Origin of the sequence: Roseobacter sp. HKCCA2468 (assembly GCF_037805105.1) — a bacterium.
GTDB lineage: Bacteria > Pseudomonadota > Alphaproteobacteria > Rhodobacterales > Rhodobacteraceae > M30B80.
In genome coordinates, this window is sequence record NZ_JBBLYN010000001.1 from 53702 (window position 1) to 70719 (window position 17018).

The following is a 17018-nucleotide window of genomic DNA, read 5'->3' on the forward strand; positions in this document are numbered from 1 at the left end:
ACTGGTTAATTTCCGCTGAGTATTTTCTGATTTTTGAACGATTGGCGGGATGTTGCGGCACTATCCACAGCGCCGCAACAATCTCTTAGGCTTCGAACTCGATCAGCAGGTCTTTTGCGTCAATCTGGGCGCCAGGGGTGACATGCACAGATTTGATTCGACCATTGCGTTCCGCGTGCAGGCCTGTCTCCATTTTCATCGCCTCGATGGTCAGCAAAAGATCCCCCGCCTTAACCTCGGCCCCGTTTGACACGGCGATTGAGGCCACAACCCCCGGCATCGGCGCACCGATATGCGCAGGGTTGCCGCCTTCGGCCTTGGCGCGTTTGGTGCTGCTTGCGGCGGCTTTGCGGTTTGGCACGCGGATGGTGCGGGGTTGGCCGTTCAATTCAAAGAAGACTTTGGCCTCGCCTTCTTCGTTGGTGTCCCCGACCGCTTGCAACTGCACAACCAGCGTCACACCTGGGTCAATTTCGACTTCGATTTGCTCGCCAACATCCATCCCATAGAAAAAGGTTTTTGTAGGCAAGGTGCGCACAGGGCCGTAATCGGCGTGACGCATGGCGTAATCGGTAAAGACCTTGGGATACATCAAATAGCCGTTGAGGTCTTCATCATCGACCGCCTCATCAAGTGTAGCTTCCAATTCCTTGCGCGTGGCCTCCAGATCAACGGGGGGCAGATGCTTGCCGGGCCGTTCGAAATTTGGTGCCTCGCCTTTGAGAACTTTCGCCACAATTGCAGGGGGGAAGCCGCCATGGGGTTGGCCCAAATTCCCGCGCATCATGTCGATCACGCTATCGGGGAAAGAGACGTCTTTCTGCGGGTCTTCCACATCGGCGCGGCTCAGACCTTGGGACACCATCATCAGGGCCATATCCCCGACCACTTTGGAGGATGGCGTCACTTTGACAATGTCGCCGAACATTTGGTTCACATCCGCATACATCTGCGCCACTTCGTGCCAGCGTTCTTCAAGGCCCATGGAGCGCGCCTGTGCCTTGAGATTGGTGAATTGGCCACCTGGCATTTCGTGCAAATAGACCTCGGATGCAGGGGCCTGTAGCCCTGATTCAAAGGCCAAGTAATGGGCGCGCACCGCCTCCCAGTAATCCGAAATCTCGCGGATTGCCGCGATGTCCAGACCTGTGTCGCGTTCGGTATAGCGCAAGGATTCCACGATCGTGCCAAGTGTCGCTTGGCTGGTATTGCCCGATAGGGCATCCATGGCGCAATCGACCGCGTCAACACCTGCCGCACTGGCCGCCAGAATGGTGCCAGAGGCAACACCTGCCGTGTCATGGGTGTGGAAGTGGATGGGCAGATCAACCGCATCCTTCAAGGCGGGGATCAGCACCGATGCCGCGGCAGGCGTCAACAATCCCGCCATATCCTTAAGGCCCAAAACATGCGCCCCTGCGGCCTCAAGCGCGCGGGCCATATCGACATAATATGTGACGTCATATTTCGCGCGATTGGGGTCAAGGATGTTGCCCGTGTAGCAAATTGTGCCTTCACAGATTTTGCCCGTTTCACCGACCGCATCCATGGCCACACGCATATTCTCAACCCAGTTGAGGCTGTCAAAGACGCGAAAGACATCGACCCCCGACTGCGCCGCTTGTTTGACGAAACTTTGCACCACATTGTCAGGGTAATTCGTATAGCCCACACCATTCGAGGCGCGCAAAAGCATCTGCGTCATGATGTTGGGCATTTTCGCACGAATATCGCGCAGGCGCTGCCATGGGCATTCCTGCAAGAAACGATAGGCCACATCGAATGTCGCCCCGCCCCAACATTCTACGCTGAACAGCTGCGGCAGTTTCTCGGCATAGGCAGGGGCCACTTGAATCATATCATGTGAGCGCATCCGTGTCGCAAGCAGCGATTGGTGGCCATCGCGCATGGTTGTGTCAGTGATCAAAAGCCGTGTTTGATCTTTCATCCATTTGGCAACCGCAAGCGGGCCTTCACGCTCAAGCAGCTGCCTTGTGCCATCGGTGACAGGATCGGTTCCCACATGCGGCGCGCGCGGTGGTTTAAGATCAGCCGCAGGGCGGGGGCGGCCAACCGTTTCAGGATGCCCGTTCACCGTAATATCCGCGATATAGCGCAAGATTTTGGTTGCGCGGTCGCGGCGCGGCGCAAAGTCAAAAAGTTCCGGCGTGGTGTCGATGAATTTCGTTGTATATTCGTAATTCAAAAATGTTGGGTGCTTGAGCAGGTTTTCGACAAAGGCGATATTGGTTGAAACCCCGCGAATACGAAATTCGCGCAAGGCCCGATCCATGCGCGCAATTGCGGCCTCGGGCGTGGGCGCCCATGCCGTCACCTTTTCCAAGAGGCTGTCATAATAGCGCGTAATGACCGCGCCCGAATAGGCCGTTCCGCCGTCAAGGCGGATGCCCATCCCTGTTGCCCCGCGATAAGCGGTGATGCGGCCATAATCGGGAATGAAATTGTTGGTTGGGTCTTCGGTTGTCACGCGGCACTGAATGGCATGGCCCGACAGCGTGACCTCATCTTGCGCCGCCACGCCCGTGGCCTCAAGCAGGGTTTTGCCTTCGGCAATCAAAATCTGGGCGCGCACGATATCAATGCCTGTGACCTCCTCGGTCACAGTATGCTCCACCTGCACGCGCGGGTTTACTTCGATGAAGTAGAAATTCCCGCTGTCCATATCCATTAGGAATTCAACAGTGCCCGCGCATTCATAGCCCACATGGGCCGCAATCTTGCGACCAAGCTCGCAAATCTCGCTGCGCTGCGCCTCGGTCAGATAGGGGGCAGGGGCGCGTTCCACCACCTTTTGGTTGCGCCGTTGCACCGAACAATCGCGTTCATAGAGGTGATAGATATTGCCATGGCTGTCGCCCAAGATCTGCACCTCAACATGGCGCGCGCGGGTGATCATCTTTTCAAGATAGCCCTCGCCATTGCCAAAGGCGGCTTCTGCCTCGCGGCGGCCTTCGCGGATTTTTGTTTCAAGCTCGTCTTCGCCAAGGATTGGGCGCATACCGCGCCCGCCGCCGCCCCATGAGGCCTTCAGCATCAACGGATATCCAATTTCGCGCGCGACTTCGCGGGCGCGGGCCATGTCATCGCTTAAAACCTCGGAGGCGGGGATCACGGGCACCCCTGCGGCAATCGCCACCTGCCGCGCGCTGGCCTTGTCACCCAAGGCACGCATCGTGTCAGCCTTGGGGCCAATAAAGGTGATACCCGCCGCGGCGCAAGCCTCGACAAAATCGGGGTTCTCGGACAAAAGCCCGTAGCCGGGGTGGATGGCATCAGCCCCCGCCATTTTGGCCACGCGAATAATTTCAGGGATCGACAGATAGGCCGCAACAGGCCCCAAACCTTCGCCCACCTTATAAGCCTCGTCTGCCTTAAAGCGGTGCAGCGACAGCTTATCTTCTTCGGCATAGATCGCCACGGTGCGTTTTCCCAACTCATTGGCCGCGCGCATGATGCGGATGGCAATCTCACCGCGGTTGGCGATCAGGATTTTCTTGAATTCGGGCATATCATGTCCTTGAGCTGTCAAAACGGAAGGGAGGGGCAAGGAAACTCAGGTCGCGCGGTTCGGCCACCTGTCACAAAACTTTTTATGATCTGTTCTATCGTCATCGCTGCAAAGCAGCATTAACTGCAACGCGGCAAGAGTCAATCAGCCGTGAAAATAGGGTTTTGCCCTTTTCAAATGCAATTATTGCGTCAGATCAGTGTCGATGCGGCGGTTGCGAAATGGCGCGGTCATTTGCAGACGTATCAGGAAATCCACATCAATCACGCGGTATGACACGCCCGTGGCCCGCGCTGCGGTTTCAACCTGAAATTCGGTTGGGTCTTCCCGCCCGTCCGTGTCGATCAAGATCACCATGGGCGCGCGATCCAAGAGCGCGCCGTAAAACAAGGCCTGTTGCAAACTGTCGAGGGACGAGCGGCGATCATCCAGCCCGATTTCGATGGCATGGGTGTCTGTGACGCAATCCACCCGCACATAATGGGCGCTGTCGTTCAAGCTATAGGGCAGGCGCAATTCGGCCTCGCCGCCAAGCAGCATCGCGCAAATAATCGGGATCAGGTCAGCCTCGGTCATGGAGAGCATGTTAACATTTATTAACAGGCACGGCGAGGGCAATTGCCCGCTTTGGTTAAAGGGTTAACAGCCGCGCCGGCAGGTCGGCAAAGCGGCGCGCGCCAATCTGTGCCATGTTCGAAATCATGTCTTTGCGCAAGAGGTCAACCAAATGGTCAGGGCCATCCGCGCCAAGCGCACCTAGCGCGTAATGCCACGCACGGCCCATCATGACGAAATCTGCGCCAAGGGCCAAGGCGCGCAAAATATCCAATCCCCCTTCAATCCCACTGTCAAAAATGAGGGGCAGGGTGGTGGCGCGGCGAATGGCGCGTAGGGCGTCAAGCGCCGCAGGCGCACCATCAAACTGACGCCCCGCATGGTTCGATACCCAAATCGCATCGGCTAGATCATCGGCTTGGGCTTGGGCCGCGACCTCAGACTCCATCACGCCCTTCAGGATCAACGCGCCCTGCCATTCCTCGCGCAAAATGCGCAGATACTCCCAGTCGGGCGCGGCGCGCAGAAGGTAACCGATATGCGCGGTCGAGGGCAGGGTGCCGCCCGTCATTTCCTTGGGCGCATATCCATCCATCAGCCGCATCCGGGGCATCCCGTGTTTTAGGGTGCCAAATGCCCAAGACGGGCAGCGCGCCACCTGTAGCGCAAGGCGTGGGGTGAGGCGCGGGGGCTGTGTCAGCCCGCCCCGCGTCTGCCTTTCTCGGCGGCTGGCGGCAGGCACATCCACAGTCAACACCAGCGTGTGAAGCCCTGCCCCTTTTGCGCGTGCAAGCATATCGCGCCGAATGCCTGCATCGCGCGGCGGATACATCTGAAACCACCCTTGATCTCCAATGTGATCTGCCACCTCTTCGGGGGTGCGGGTGGCCACAGTCGAGAGGCAATAGGGCATCTGCGCCCGCGCGGCAGATGCCGCCAAAATCCGCTCTGCATCGGGCCAGACAAGGCCTGACATCCCTACGGGCGAGATGCCAAAGGGCTGGGGATAGTCCCGCCCCAAGAGGCGGCAGGACAGGTCAGGTGTAATTTCCCCGCGCAAGGCTGCGGGCTGCATCAAGACGGCATCAAGCGCGGCACGATTGCGCCGCAGCACGGACTCGCTGCCAGTGGCGCTGTCGAGATATTCCCAAACGAAATGCGGGATCCGCGCACGGGCACGCGATTTGAGATCGCTCAGGGCGGGATAGCGGCTGTGGAACTGTGTCATGGCGGCGATCCTGTGCGCAAAATTTAACCCTTGTAAACCCTGACATAAGGTTTTGCGAACAATTACAGAACATATCTTTTCGAGCCGCGCGAATATCGTTATGGTTCCGCTCATGAGCAGTTCTGAAAATAACACCCTTGCCGCCACCGTTCCCCTGTCGCAGAGGGCCGCTGCCCTGCGGCCCATGCCCTATCTGGAGGGGTTGAACCCAGAGCAACGCAAGGCCGTAGAAACCTTGGACGGCCCCGTGTTGATGTTGGCGGGCGCAGGCACGGGCAAAACCCGCGCCTTGACCGCGCGGATTGCACATTTGATCTCCACAGGCCGCGCCACGCCGCGCAGTATTCTGGCCGTGACCTTCACCAATAAAGCCGCGCGCGAGATGCGCGAACGCGTCAGCGCGGCCCTTGGTCATCCAACCGAAGGCATGGCCTGGCTTGGCACGTTCCATTCGATCTGCGTTAAACTTTTGCGCCGCCATGCAGAATTGGTTGGGCTGAAATCCAATTTCACGATTTTGGACACAGATGATCAAATCCGCCTGCTGAAACAATTGATCGAGGCCGAGGGCATTGACGCCAAGCGCTGGCCGCCACGGATGTTGGCGGGGATCATCGATCATTGGAAAAACCGCGCATGGCGTCCCGATACGCTGCCCGCCGCTGAAAGTGGGGCCTTTAACGGCAAGGGGCCAAAGCTATATGCGCTTTATCAACAGCGCCTTGTTGCGTTGAATGCCTGTGATTTTGGCGATTTGCTGTTGCATATGGTAACCATCTTTCAGGCGCATGAAGATGTTTTGCAGCAGTATCAGCGCCAGTTCGCCTTTATTTTGGTCGATGAATATCAAGATACCAATGTGGCCCAGTATTTATGGCTGCGTCTTTTGGCGCAGGGGCATTCCAATCTTTGCGTGGTGGGGGATGATGACCAATCCATCTACGGATGGCGTGGGGCCGAGGTGGGTAATATTCTGCGCTTTGAGGCAGATTTCAAAGGGGCCGCTGTGATCCGCCTTGAGCAGAATTACCGCTCGACTGGCCATATCTTAAAAGCCGCCTCTGCGGTGATCGCGGGCAATTCGCAGCGTCTTGGCAAGGAGTTGTGGACAGAAGGCGAGGACGGCGCGCCTGTGCGTCTGATCGGCCACTGGGATGGCGAGGAGGAGGCGCGCTGGATCGGCGAGGAGATCGAGGCGCTTGGTATTGGCACGCGCGGATTGCGTGCGATTGGCCCCGAGGAAATCGCCATTCTCGTGCGCGCCAGCCATCAGATGCGCGCCTTTGAGGATCGTTTCCTCACCATTGGCCTGCCCTATCGCGTCATCGGTGGCCCGCGCTTTTACGAACGGTTGGAAATTCGTGATGCCATGGCTTATTTCCGCCTTGTGATCAGCCCTGAGGATGATCTGGCCTTTGAGCGGATCGTGAACACCCCCAAACGCGGGCTTGGCGACAAGGCGCAGGCCACCATCCATGAGATCGCCCGCCGCAATGGCGTCAGCCTTTTGCAAGGGGCGGCGATGGCGGTGGAAAGTGGTGCGATTGGCGGCAAGGGGGGCAAGGAATTGGCCCGTTTCGTGCTGCAGATTGCCCATTGGCGCAATCTAATGCGCGAGGGTGTGGTTGCAGGCCCCGCCACCGATGATCTGATCGAGCGCGAAAATCCCGAAGGTCTGAGCCATATCGAATTGGCCGAAACGATTTTGGAGGAGTCGGGCTACACCGCCATGTGGCAAAACGACAAAACCCCCGAGGCCCCAGGGCGGCTTGAGAACCTCAAGGAATTGGTCAAGGCGCTTGAGCAATTCGAAAACCTGCAAGGCTTTCTCGAACATGTCAGCCTGATCATGGATAATGAGCAAGATGATGGTCAGGCCAAGGTCACCTTGATGACTTTGCACGCGGCCAAGGGGCTGGAATATCCCGCAGTCTTTTTGCCGGGTTGGGAAGATGGCCTGTTCCCAAGCCAGCGTGCGATGGATGAAGAAGGGATCAAAGGATTAGAGGAGGAGCGCCGCTTGGCCTATGTGGGTATCACACGGGCCGAGGAGCTTTGCACAATTTCCTTTGCGGGCAATCGCCGTGTTTACGGCCAATGGCAAAGCCAGATGCCCTCGCGCTTTATCGATGAATTGCCCGAAGCCCATGTCGAGATTTTAACCCCGCCAGGGCTTTATGGTCATCAAAGCCACGGAATGGGGCAGTCAGCGTCACCTGTTTCTCAAATGCAGATTGCCTCGAACCTGCCAGACCGCGCAGCGCAGGCAGATGCCTATAATTCACCAGGGTGGCGGCGCTTGCAGGCGCGGCAGGGGGAATATGGCCTCAGCCAACCCCGCGAAAGCAAGCGCGCGGGTTTTGACGAGGCGGCAACGGTTCCTTTTGATCTGGGCGAGCGCGTCTTTCACCAAAAATTTGGCTATGGGGCAATTACCGCGATTGAGGGTGACAAGCTTGATGTGGCTTTTGACAAGGCAGGCGTGAAAAAAGTGGTGGCGCGCTTTGTTGTTGCGGCGGACAGCGCGGGCGATCAGCCCTTTTAAACGCAGCTCATCTCAGCATTTCGAAAATAAAAAAGCGGTGATGCCAAGGGAGGAGGAGGCATCACCGCTTCTTTTTTTCAACCACACCCCCAAGGGAGGAGGGAGAGGGCGCAGTTGTGGCGGCGCGGATCCTAAGGGAGGAGCGGATCCTTGCCGTGATACGGCCCCAAGGGAGGAGGAGGGGCGCGTCCTTGCGGGTCTTTTGACCCTTGTTCTTGCGAGAACCACTAAGGGAGGAGGAAGTGGTTCCCGCTAAATCCCGCGCTTCAAGGGAGGAGGAGAAGCGAGAGATGTTCCCGTGTTTCAGGCGTAACGCCCGTAAGCAGCCTCAAGGGCGATGTTGCGCAGGTTGCTGCGCGCGATGCCCAAATCGGCCAGCTCGCGGTCGCTCAGGCTATTCAGCTCATCAAATGTGCGCTGATAGACGCGGCGGGCTTTGATCGCTGCGGTCAGGTGGGATTTCATTTCCCCCAGACGTTCGGCGAAGCTCAAGCTCGGTGCGTGGCGTGTGGCAAGATAGGCCATTTCAGTAATCCTTAGTTCATATTCATAACCGCTCGCGCTGTTGGGTTATCCGAAGCGCTTTGGTTCCAAGCCATGTTGGCCTGACACGGATGAATGTAGGTAATTGCTGCGATTGCACAATAGGCCTTCTTGTCAATTCTGCTATGCAGCAAATGCATGGCAAATGCTGACCTATTTCATAATTTTGTCACTTTCGTGTTTTTTGCCTATTTTATGAGCAAAAGAGGGGGTTGCAGCCGCGCATGCGCCGCGCGACATAAGGACGAGTGAGCCAAAACGTGGAGTTGCCACCCAATGTCGGACGGAAAGTCGCAGATCACCCGCGCAGAAGTTGATGCATTTTTGGCACAGTTTGCCCTTCCAGACGGCGGAAATCTGATTTCCCGCGATATGGTTCGGGCGTTGCGAGTCGAAGATGGCCGCATCACATTCATTATCGAAGCAGAAACGCCGCAGGCGGCGCGGGCTCTCGAGGGGTTTCGGGCCGCGTTGCAACAGGCCCTTGAAGCGCAGGCGGGGGTGAGCGCCGTTTCAATAGCCCTGACCGCACCGACCCAAGCCCCGCAACAAGCCCCCCAGCAGGCCCCGCACTCTGCGAAACCTGCGCCCGATGGCCCCCCAAGTCTGAAAATCGGGGGCCATGCCAAGCCGCAATCGGAGCCGATGAACCCCAAGGGCGTTGCGCGGATCATCGCGATTGGATCGGGCAAAGGGGGTGTTGGAAAATCCACATTATCTTCAAACCTCGCCGTGGCCCTTGCGCGGCAGGGGCGCAAAGTGGGCCTGTTGGATGCAGATATCTATGGGCCTTCACAGCCGCGCATGATGGGTTTGACCAAACGCCCCGCTTCGCCTGATGGCAAAACCATCCTGCCTTTGCACAATCATGGCGTCACATTCATGTCGATTGGTCTGATGCTGCCCGAAGAAAAGGCTGTTGTTTGGCGCGGGCCGATGTTGATGGGCGCGTTGCAGCAAATGATGACCCAAGTTGAGTGGGGCGAATTGGATATCCTTTTGGTCGACCTGCCGCCTGGAACGGGGGATGTGGCGATGACGCTGTGCCAGCGCTCAAAGCTGACAGGTGCGATTGTTGTCTCTACCCCGCAGGATGTGGCCCTTCTGGATGCGCGCAAGGCGCTTGATATGTTTGCCACTCTCAAGACCCCCGTTTTGGGTCTGGTCGAGAATATGTCGGGCTTTGTTTGCCCCGAATGTGGGCATGAGGCGCATATCTTCGGGCAGGGCGGCGTGGCGGCTGAGGCCGAAAAGATGGGCGTGCCGTTCTTGGGTGCTTTGCCGATCTCCCTTGAAACACGCTTGGCGGGGGATGCCGGCACGCCGATTGCCGCCAGCGAGGGCGCAGCCGCCGAGGCCTATGCACAATTGGCCGCCCGTCTTGTGGCCGGTGGCATGGCATAATCACCTAAAAACCAAAGGTGATTCGTGTAATTGGGCGCGAAAATGCGCTGATTTTGCGAGATCTGGCGCGGTTGGGTGGAAATTTCCCCCATTTCGCCCCAAATCGAAGGCCGCCCCGAAAATCAAGATATTGTGGTTGAGATTTTCCAAACCACCCCATGCAGGGGTGGTTTTTCCATTTTGGCACAAGATGCTGCAATTTTCAGACCTTTAGAGGCACATCTTGGGGAAAATTCCCAAAAAAAGGGATTGATTGGGAAATATTTCCATGAGACAAAGATGGCACAGCAAAAGAGACGCGCCCAGAACCTGAAACAGGCGGGCGCATATAATAAAAAAAGAACTCTAGGCAGGTGTTCATACAGGCATCTCAATTGCTGAAGCGCCGTTGCGTAAGCGAGCAGACCATCCCCCCAGATGTGCTGCGCAATCGGCCCCCGATGACGGGATGAGGGCGGCGGATCGGGCATAAAACTGTCTCGGTCCGCCGTTGTCGTTTCACGGGTCGGGAAAATTTGAAGATGTGACGGGGAAACGGCCATTGGGGCCATAACGAGGGCAGGGCAGTGGAGCGCAGGTTTCAGGGCGAGAGCCTGAACAAGGTGGACGGGAAGGGCCGAATTTCGATTCCGGTCAAGTTTCGCCGTGTGCTTGCCAATTCCGATGCCAAGGCAACGGCGGGCGCGTCTCCGCGCCTTTATATTGCCTATGGCGACAAATCGAAGAATTACCTTGAATGTCTGTCTGGTGACGCCTTCGACCAAATTGACGCGATGATCCGCCGCGCGCCCTTGGGCACGCCTGTGCGCCGCGCCTTGGAATTTCTTTATTATCAAAAATGTGATGAAACCACCGTGGATGACACGGGCCGTTTGGTTCTGCCTCAGGCCGCGCGCGACAAGATTGCGCTTGCCGATGAGGCGCTGTTCCAAGGCATGGGCGACAAGTTTCACATCCTCAACCCAAGCGATGCAAAAGACGCCGAGGCGCAAATTGATGCGCTGATTGACAGTCTTGCCCAAGGTGACGAGTTCTTTGATCCGCTGTCCCTCGTGGCTGGTGGTGTTGGAGCGATGGATCATGACGGGGGCGTATGATCATGGCGGCGGCCAAGCTCAACGAACCCGCGAGGGCAGAGGGGCCGCATATCCCTGTTCTATTGGATCGGATCTTGGCCGAGATCGCACCCGTGTCTGGGGACTGGCTCGATGGAACTTTCGGCGCTGGTGGCTACGCCCGTGGCTTGCTTGATCGGGGGGCGGCATCGGTGATTGGTGTCGACCGCGATCCTCTGGCGCTTGAGATGGCCGAAGCGTGGCGCGCTCAATATGGTGACCGTTTGAAATTGGTTGCGGGCGAGTTTGGCGATCTTGATGATCATGCCCGTTCTGTGGGCTATGATGCGCTTGACGGCGTTGTGCTGGATCTGGGCGTTTCGTCTATGCAGCTTGATTTGGCCGAACGTGGCTTTTCATTCATGCGCGATGGCCCGCTTGATATGCGCATGAGCCAAGCAGGGATGTCCGCCGAAGATCTGGTGAACGAGGCGCCCGAGGCGCATTTGGCGGATATTTTGTATCATTACGGCGAAGAACGCGCCGCACGGCGCATTGCGCGCGCGATTGTCGCCGCCCGCAAGGGCGCGCGCATCACCACCACTGCCGCCCTTGCCAAAATCGTTGAGGGCTGCCTGCCGCGCCCCAAACCCAATCAAAGCCACCCCGCAACGCGCAGCTTTCAGGCTTTGCGCATCGCGGTGAATGATGAATTGGGCCAATTGGTGAACGGCCTTTTGGCCGCAGAGCGTATCTTGCGCGAAGGCGGAATTTTGGCGATGGTCACCTTTCATTCGTTGGAAGATCGGGTGGTCAAACGCTTTATGCAATTGCGCAGTGATACGGGCGGCGGCGGGTCGCGCCACGCCCCAGAGCGCGCGCGCCAGACCCCCAGTTTCCTGCAAAATAACCGCAAGGCCATCGCACCAAGCCCCGAGGAAGCCGCGCAGAACCCCCGCGCGCGCTCGGCCAAATTGCGATTGGCTGTGCGCAGTGGGGAAGCCGCTCCCGCCCCCCTTGATTTTAGTGCTTTGGGCCTGCCCCCGTTAGAGGTGACATAATGCGCGCTTTGATGTCCTTATTCACAGCAATTGCCGTTATTGGCCTTGGATTTTGGGCCTATCAACAAAATATCCTAACCCAGCAAGCCGAACGCGAAGTGGCGCGCCTAGAGGCCGAGATTGCCGCCCATCATGAACGGCTTGCCATTTTGCGGTCGGAATGGGCCTTTCTCAATCGTCCTGATCGCTTGCGCGCGTTGGTTGATATGAATTTTGATCGCTTGGGGCTGTTGCCGATGCAGCCAGATCAGTTTGCCACCATTCATGAAGTGTCTTTCCCTGATCCTCTGGCCGCGCTGACGGAGGCAAGCCTTGTGTCGGATGAGGCCGTGCTGGAGGATCAACCATGAGCGGTCAACGCATCCCCTTGCGCCCGTTGTCACGGGTGATTGAAGCGCGCCAAAAGGGTGAAAACCCCGATTACATCGAGCGCGAAAACCTGCGCCAACGCCACGAAGCGGAGCGGGACAAATTGCGCCTGCGGGCCGAGGGGCGGATTTTGGTCGTGGCTCTGTGCTTTTTGCTTGGCTTTGGCGCGGTTGGCGTGCGCATGGGCGCCTTGGCCGCCTCCGAACCGCAAGAGCCTGGTGTGACCTCTGTTGCAAGCGCAATTCAGACCGCCCGCGCGGACATTGTCGATCGGCAGGGGCGCATTTTAGCCACCAATCTTTTGACCAATGCGCTTTACGCCCACCCCCATGAGATGGTCGACCCGCTTGCTGCGGCTGAAGGTTTGGTCGAAATCTTCCCTGAGATGGATTATGACCGCTTGGTTGCGCAACTGACCTCTGAGCGCCGCTTCCTTTGGCTGCGCCGCTCCATCAGCCCCGAGCAGGAACAAGCTGTGCATGATCTGGGCGAGCCTGGCTTGCTCTTTGGCCCGCGCGAAATTCGGCTTTACCCTAATGGCGCGATTGCGGCGCATGTTTTGGGTGGCGCAGGGTTCGGGCAAGAGGCTGTGAATGCCGCAGAAATCGTAGGTGTTGCGGGGCTTGAGGCGCAGTTTGACGCCGAATTGCGCGATCCTGCTCGCGCACATACGCCGCTGCGCCTGTCGATGGATTTGGCCATCCAATCCGCCACCGAGGAAGTTCTCGCCTCTGGCATGGGATTGATGAATGCGCGCGGCGCTTCGGCGGTGTTGATGGATGCCCATACGGGCGAGGTGATCTCCCTTGCAAGCCTGCCTGATTTTGACCCCAATGCGCGGCCCCGTCCGCTGACATCGGGCAATGATCCGAGCCAAAGCCCGCTCTTTAACCGCGCGGTGCAGGGCGTGTATGAGCTTGGGTCTGTGTTCAAAATCTTCACCATGGCGCAGGCTTTGGAATTGGACATGGTGACGCCTGAGACATCAATCGATACAACCAGCCCGTTGCGGATTGCAGGGTTTAACATCCGTGACTTCCATAATTACGGGCCACGCCAAACCGCGACTGAAGTGATTGTGCATTCGTCAAATATCGGCACGGCGCGTATTGCTGATGAGATCGGACCAGATCGCCAACGCCTGTTCCTCGAAGATTTGGGTTTGCTTGAACCAACCCCCCTAGAGATTGTCGAGGCCCCAACGGGCCGCCCGATGATCCCTGCGAGATGGGAACGCCTTTCAACTATGACTGTGTCCTACGGGCATGGTCTGTCGACATCGCCTTTGCATTTGGCGGCGGGATTTGCCGCGATGGTCAATGGTGGCACGCGGGTTGCGCCGACATTGATCGCACAGCGAGGCGCGCCGCAGACGGGGGCGCGCATCATTTCCGAAGACACCTCTGCACAAATCCGTGCCATGATGCGTGCCGTGGTCGATGGCGGCACAGCCAGCCTTGCCGAAGTCGAAGGCTATGAGATGGGCGGGAAAACGGGCACGGCCGATAAACCCAACCCATCGGGCGGCTATTATGAGGATCGCGTGATTGCGACCTTCGCAGGGGCCTTTCCAATGAGTGACCCGCAATATGTGATTGTCGTCACCTTGGACGAACCTGAAATTGTTGCCCTTGGCGAGACGCGCCGCACCGCCGGATGGACGGCTGCGCCAGTGGCCGCAGAAATCCTACGCCGCGTAGGCCCTTTGCTGAATCTGCAGCCGCGTGGTGCAGCAGAGATTGCGCAAAGTGGGGTTTCTCAGCTATCGAGCCATATCGAGTGATTTTGCCAAACCGACCAAAGGACTAACCCATGCCTGCGTCCCATCGCGATGAGACAATCCGCCTTTCATCGCTTGGGTTGACCCCAACGCGGGGTGGGGATGTGGCGGTGACGGGTTTGTGTCTTGATAGCCGCAAGATCAAGCAGGGCGAGGTCTTCGCGGCCCTTTCAGGCAGCCATGCCCATGGGGCCAGTTATGCGCAAGCGGTTCTTGCCGCGGGGGCTTCGGCGATTTTAACCGACCCTGAGGGCGCCAAGATCATTGGTGATCTCGCCGCTGACCAAAATGCCAGCCTGATTGTCGTGGCCGAGCCGCGCGCAGCATTGGCGCAGGCTGCTGCCCTTTGGTTTGGTGCGCAGCCCGATACCATGGTCGCAGTGACAGGCACCAATGGCAAAACCAGTGTCGCAAGCTTTACCCGTCAGATTTGGAACGCCTTGGGTTTTGATGCGGTGAATATCGGCACCACGGGCATGGAGGGCAGTTTTGCCGCCGCAGGCACCCATACAACGCCCGATCCTTTGACCTTACACGCCTTGTTGTGCGATATGGCCGAGGCGGGCGTCACCCATGCCGCGATGGAGGCCTCGTCACACGGGCTTGATCAATATCGCCTTGACGGTGTGCGCTTGGCCGCGGCGGGTTTTACCAATTTCACCCAAGATCACCTCGACTATCACGGCACGATGGAGGCCTATTTCGAGGCCAAAGCCCGCCTCTTTCGCCAAGTTTTGGATGAAAATGGCACTGTTGTGGTCAATCTCGATGATCCCAAAGGGGCGGCCATTACCGCCATCGCGGAGGCGCGAGAGATTGAAGTGATCACTGTGGGTGAGGATGCGCCAAATGCACGCCTGCGTATTACGGCGCGGCGCTTGGATGAACGGGGGCAGGATTTACTCTTTTCATGGCAAGATGACCCCTATCGCGCGCGGCTCTCCCTCATTGGTGGGTTTCAGGCCATGAATGTCTTGGTCGCGGCGGGTTTGGTGATTGCGGCAGGGGCCGCCCCTGACGCGGTTTTTGCTACGCTGCCGCGCCTAGAAGGCGTGCGCGGGCGAATGCAGCTTGCAGCAACCCGTGCCAATGGCGCGCCTGTTTTTGTCGATTATGCGCATACGCCCGATGCGTTGCGCACGGCGCTTTTGGCGCTCAGGCCGCATGTTATGGGGCGGCTTCATGTCGTCTTTGGTGCAGGCGGGGATCGCGACCGCGCCAAGCGCCCTTTGATGGGGGCCGAGGCCGCCGCCCATGCAGATTGCATCACTGTCACCGATGATAACCCCCGCAGCGAAGACCCCGCCGCCATTCGGGCCGCCATTCTTGAGGCCTGCCCGCAGGCCCGCGAGGTCGGCGATCGCGCCGAAGCGATTTTGCGCGCCGTGGCTGATTTGGCGCCAGGCGATGCGCTTTTGATTGCGGGCAAGGGGCATGAAACAGGGCAGATTGTCGGTGACGTTACCTATCCGTTCGATGATCTCGAACAGGCAAGTCTTGCCGTGAGCGCATTGGAGGGTCAGCAATGAGCGCGCTTTGGACATCAGCCGAGATTGCCGCCGCCACCCATGGTCGCGCGCATGGGCCAGATTTTGAGGTCACAGGCATCTCAATTGACACCCGCAGCCTTATGGCAGGGGATTTCTTCGTGGCCTTATCTGCCGCGCGCGATGGCCATGATTTTGTGGCGGATGCCTTGGCCAAAGGTGCCGCAGGCGCGTTGGTCAGCCGCATTCCTGACGGCGTTGCACAAGATGCGCCCCTGATCCTTGTGGAGGATGTGCAAACCGCGCTTGAGGATTTGGGGCGCGCAGGGCGCGCGCGGATGATGGGGCAGGTGGTCGCCATTACGGGGTCGGTTGGCAAAACCACCAGTAAAGAAATGATGCGCGCAGCCCTCGCACCCTTGGGGCGGGTGCATGCTTCGGTTGCCTCCTATAACAATCACTGGGGCGTGCCTTTGACCTTGGCGCGGATGCCGCGCGAGACAGATTTCGCGGTGATTGAAATCGGCATGAATGCGCCGGGCGAAATCGCCCCCTTAGCGCGCATGGCGCGGCCCCATTTGGCCATTGTGACCACTGTTGCTGCCGCCCATCTAGAGGCATTTGGCAGTCTTGAGGGGATCGCCCATGAAAAGGCGAGCATCTATGAGGGGCTTGAGACAGGTGGGATCGCCCTTGTTAATGCCGATGTTGAGACGCGCGCCATTTTGCAAGACAAAGCGACCGCCTGTGCCGCCCGCGTCCTTCGTTTTGGCGAGGCCAAAACCGCTGAGGCGCGCTTGGTTTCGGTCGAGATTATCGAGGATCGCACCATTGTCTCAATGGTCTTTGACGGGGAAACGCATCTGTTCAAGCTGAACACCGCAGGGCGGCATTTGGCGCTGAATGCGGTGGCCGTTATGGCCAGTGTTGCTGCTTTGGGCGGGGATGTGGCGCTTGCGGCCCTTGGTCTGTCGGATTGGCAAGCGGTAACAGGGCGCGGCACCCGCGAGCGTTTGACCCTGTCAAATCGTCATGCCCACGCAGGCGAGATTGAAATGATAGATGATGCCTATAATGCCAATCCCGCCTCTATCGCAGCGGCGCTTGATGTTTTGGCGTCTGCAGAGGCACGCCGCCGTGTGGCGGTTTTGGGCGATATGTTGGAATTGGGCGCACAAGGCCCCGCGATGCACGCAGAATTGGCTGATCTGCCGAGTATCGCCAAGATCGAGCGTATTCATACAGTGGGCGGCTTGATGGAACATTTGCACGAAGCCCTGCCAAGCGACAAGCGCGGGCTGCATTGCGAAACCGCCGATGAGATGGCGCGCGCCCTGCCCAAGACCCTAGAGGAGGGCGATATTGTCCTTCTGAAAGGTTCAAACAGCGTAAAACTTGCGCGCGTGGTTGACGCATTGCGCAATCTCGGGCAATCCGTTGAGGAACGCTAAGGGGAGAACCG

Annotated in this window: 13 protein-coding genes; 9 read left to right on the forward strand and 4 right to left on the reverse strand. The window is 58.3% G+C overall.

Going from position 1 to position 17018, the window contains the following annotated elements:
- Positions 1 to 85 precede the first annotated feature (85 nt).
- From AAC620_RS00270 to AAC620_RS00280, 3 genes are all read right to left on the reverse strand, one after another.
- On the reverse strand, positions 86 to 3529 hold the full coding sequence (locus AAC620_RS00270) for a pyruvate carboxylase (RefSeq protein ID WP_340242209.1): 3444 nt from the start codon (positions 3527 to 3529) through the stop codon (positions 86 to 88).
- Between the two features lie 183 nt (positions 3530 to 3712).
- Positions 3713 to 4105, reverse strand: coding sequence for a hypothetical protein (locus AAC620_RS00275; protein ID WP_340242210.1), 393 nt, complete (start codon positions 4103 to 4105; stop codon positions 3713 to 3715).
- 55 nt (positions 4106 to 4160) lie between these two features.
- The gene (locus tag AAC620_RS00280; RefSeq protein WP_340242211.1) at positions 4161 to 5312 is read right to left on the reverse strand and encodes an alpha-hydroxy acid oxidase; all 1152 of its coding nucleotides are present in this window, start codon (positions 5310 to 5312) and stop codon (positions 4161 to 4163) included.
- Between the two features lie 112 nt (positions 5313 to 5424).
- Between AAC620_RS00280 and AAC620_RS00285 the strand changes: the two genes are divergently transcribed.
- Positions 5425 to 7857, forward strand: coding sequence for an ATP-dependent helicase (locus AAC620_RS00285; protein WP_340242212.1), 2433 nt, complete (start codon positions 5425 to 5427; stop codon positions 7855 to 7857).
- Positions 7858 to 8160: 303 nt separating this feature from the next.
- On the opposite strand, the gene AAC620_RS00290 is transcribed toward AAC620_RS00285, so the two are convergent.
- The gene (locus AAC620_RS00290; protein WP_317655235.1) at positions 8161 to 8382 is read right to left on the reverse strand and encodes a DUF1127 domain-containing protein; all 222 of its coding nucleotides are present in this window, start codon (positions 8380 to 8382) and stop codon (positions 8161 to 8163) included.
- A 294-nt stretch (positions 8383 to 8676) separates the two neighbouring features.
- Between AAC620_RS00290 and AAC620_RS00295 the strand changes: the two genes are divergently transcribed.
- The 8 genes from AAC620_RS00295 to AAC620_RS00330 all read left to right on the forward strand — a co-directional run bounded on the left by AAC620_RS00295 (position 8677) and on the right by AAC620_RS00330 (position 17007).
- Complete coding sequence (locus AAC620_RS00295; protein WP_340242213.1) at positions 8677 to 9804, forward strand: Mrp/NBP35 family ATP-binding protein; 1128 nt, start codon at positions 8677 to 8679, stop codon at positions 9802 to 9804.
- 75 nt (positions 9805 to 9879) lie between these two features.
- Positions 9880 to 10185, forward strand: coding sequence for a hypothetical protein (locus tag AAC620_RS00300; RefSeq protein ID WP_340242214.1), 306 nt, complete (start codon positions 9880 to 9882; stop codon positions 10183 to 10185).
- 185 nt (positions 10186 to 10370) lie between these two features.
- Positions 10371 to 10901, forward strand: coding sequence for a division/cell wall cluster transcriptional repressor MraZ (locus AAC620_RS00305; protein WP_317655233.1), 531 nt, complete (start codon positions 10371 to 10373; stop codon positions 10899 to 10901).
- A gap of 2 nt (positions 10902 to 10903) precedes the next feature.
- A complete protein-coding gene (gene rsmH, locus AAC620_RS00310; RefSeq protein WP_340242215.1) occupies positions 10904 to 11920 on the forward strand; it encodes a 16S rRNA (cytosine(1402)-N(4))-methyltransferase RsmH in 1017 nt (338 codons plus the stop codon).
- A gap of 11 nt (positions 11921 to 11931) precedes the next feature.
- Positions 11932 to 12270: a cell division protein FtsL gene (gene ftsL, locus AAC620_RS00315; RefSeq protein ID WP_340242216.1), complete on the forward strand. Its 339-nt coding sequence runs from the start codon at positions 11932 to 11934 to the stop codon at positions 12268 to 12270.
- A complete protein-coding gene (locus tag AAC620_RS00320; RefSeq protein WP_340242218.1) occupies positions 12267 to 14072 on the forward strand; it encodes a peptidoglycan D,D-transpeptidase FtsI family protein in 1806 nt (601 codons plus the stop codon). Before ftsL ends, AAC620_RS00320 begins: the two co-directional genes overlap by 4 nt.
- Before the next feature lie 29 nt (positions 14073 to 14101).
- Entirely contained in the window at positions 14102 to 15598 is a 1497-nt protein-coding gene (locus tag AAC620_RS00325) for a UDP-N-acetylmuramoyl-L-alanyl-D-glutamate--2,6-diaminopimelate ligase (RefSeq protein ID WP_340242220.1), read from the forward strand.
- The gene (locus AAC620_RS00330) at positions 15595 to 17007 is read left to right on the forward strand and encodes a UDP-N-acetylmuramoyl-tripeptide--D-alanyl-D-alanine ligase (protein ID WP_340242221.1); all 1413 of its coding nucleotides are present in this window, start codon (positions 15595 to 15597) and stop codon (positions 17005 to 17007) included. The genes AAC620_RS00325 and AAC620_RS00330 overlap by 4 nt, the downstream gene beginning before the upstream one ends.
- The last annotated feature ends 11 nt before the right edge of the window (positions 17008 to 17018 follow it).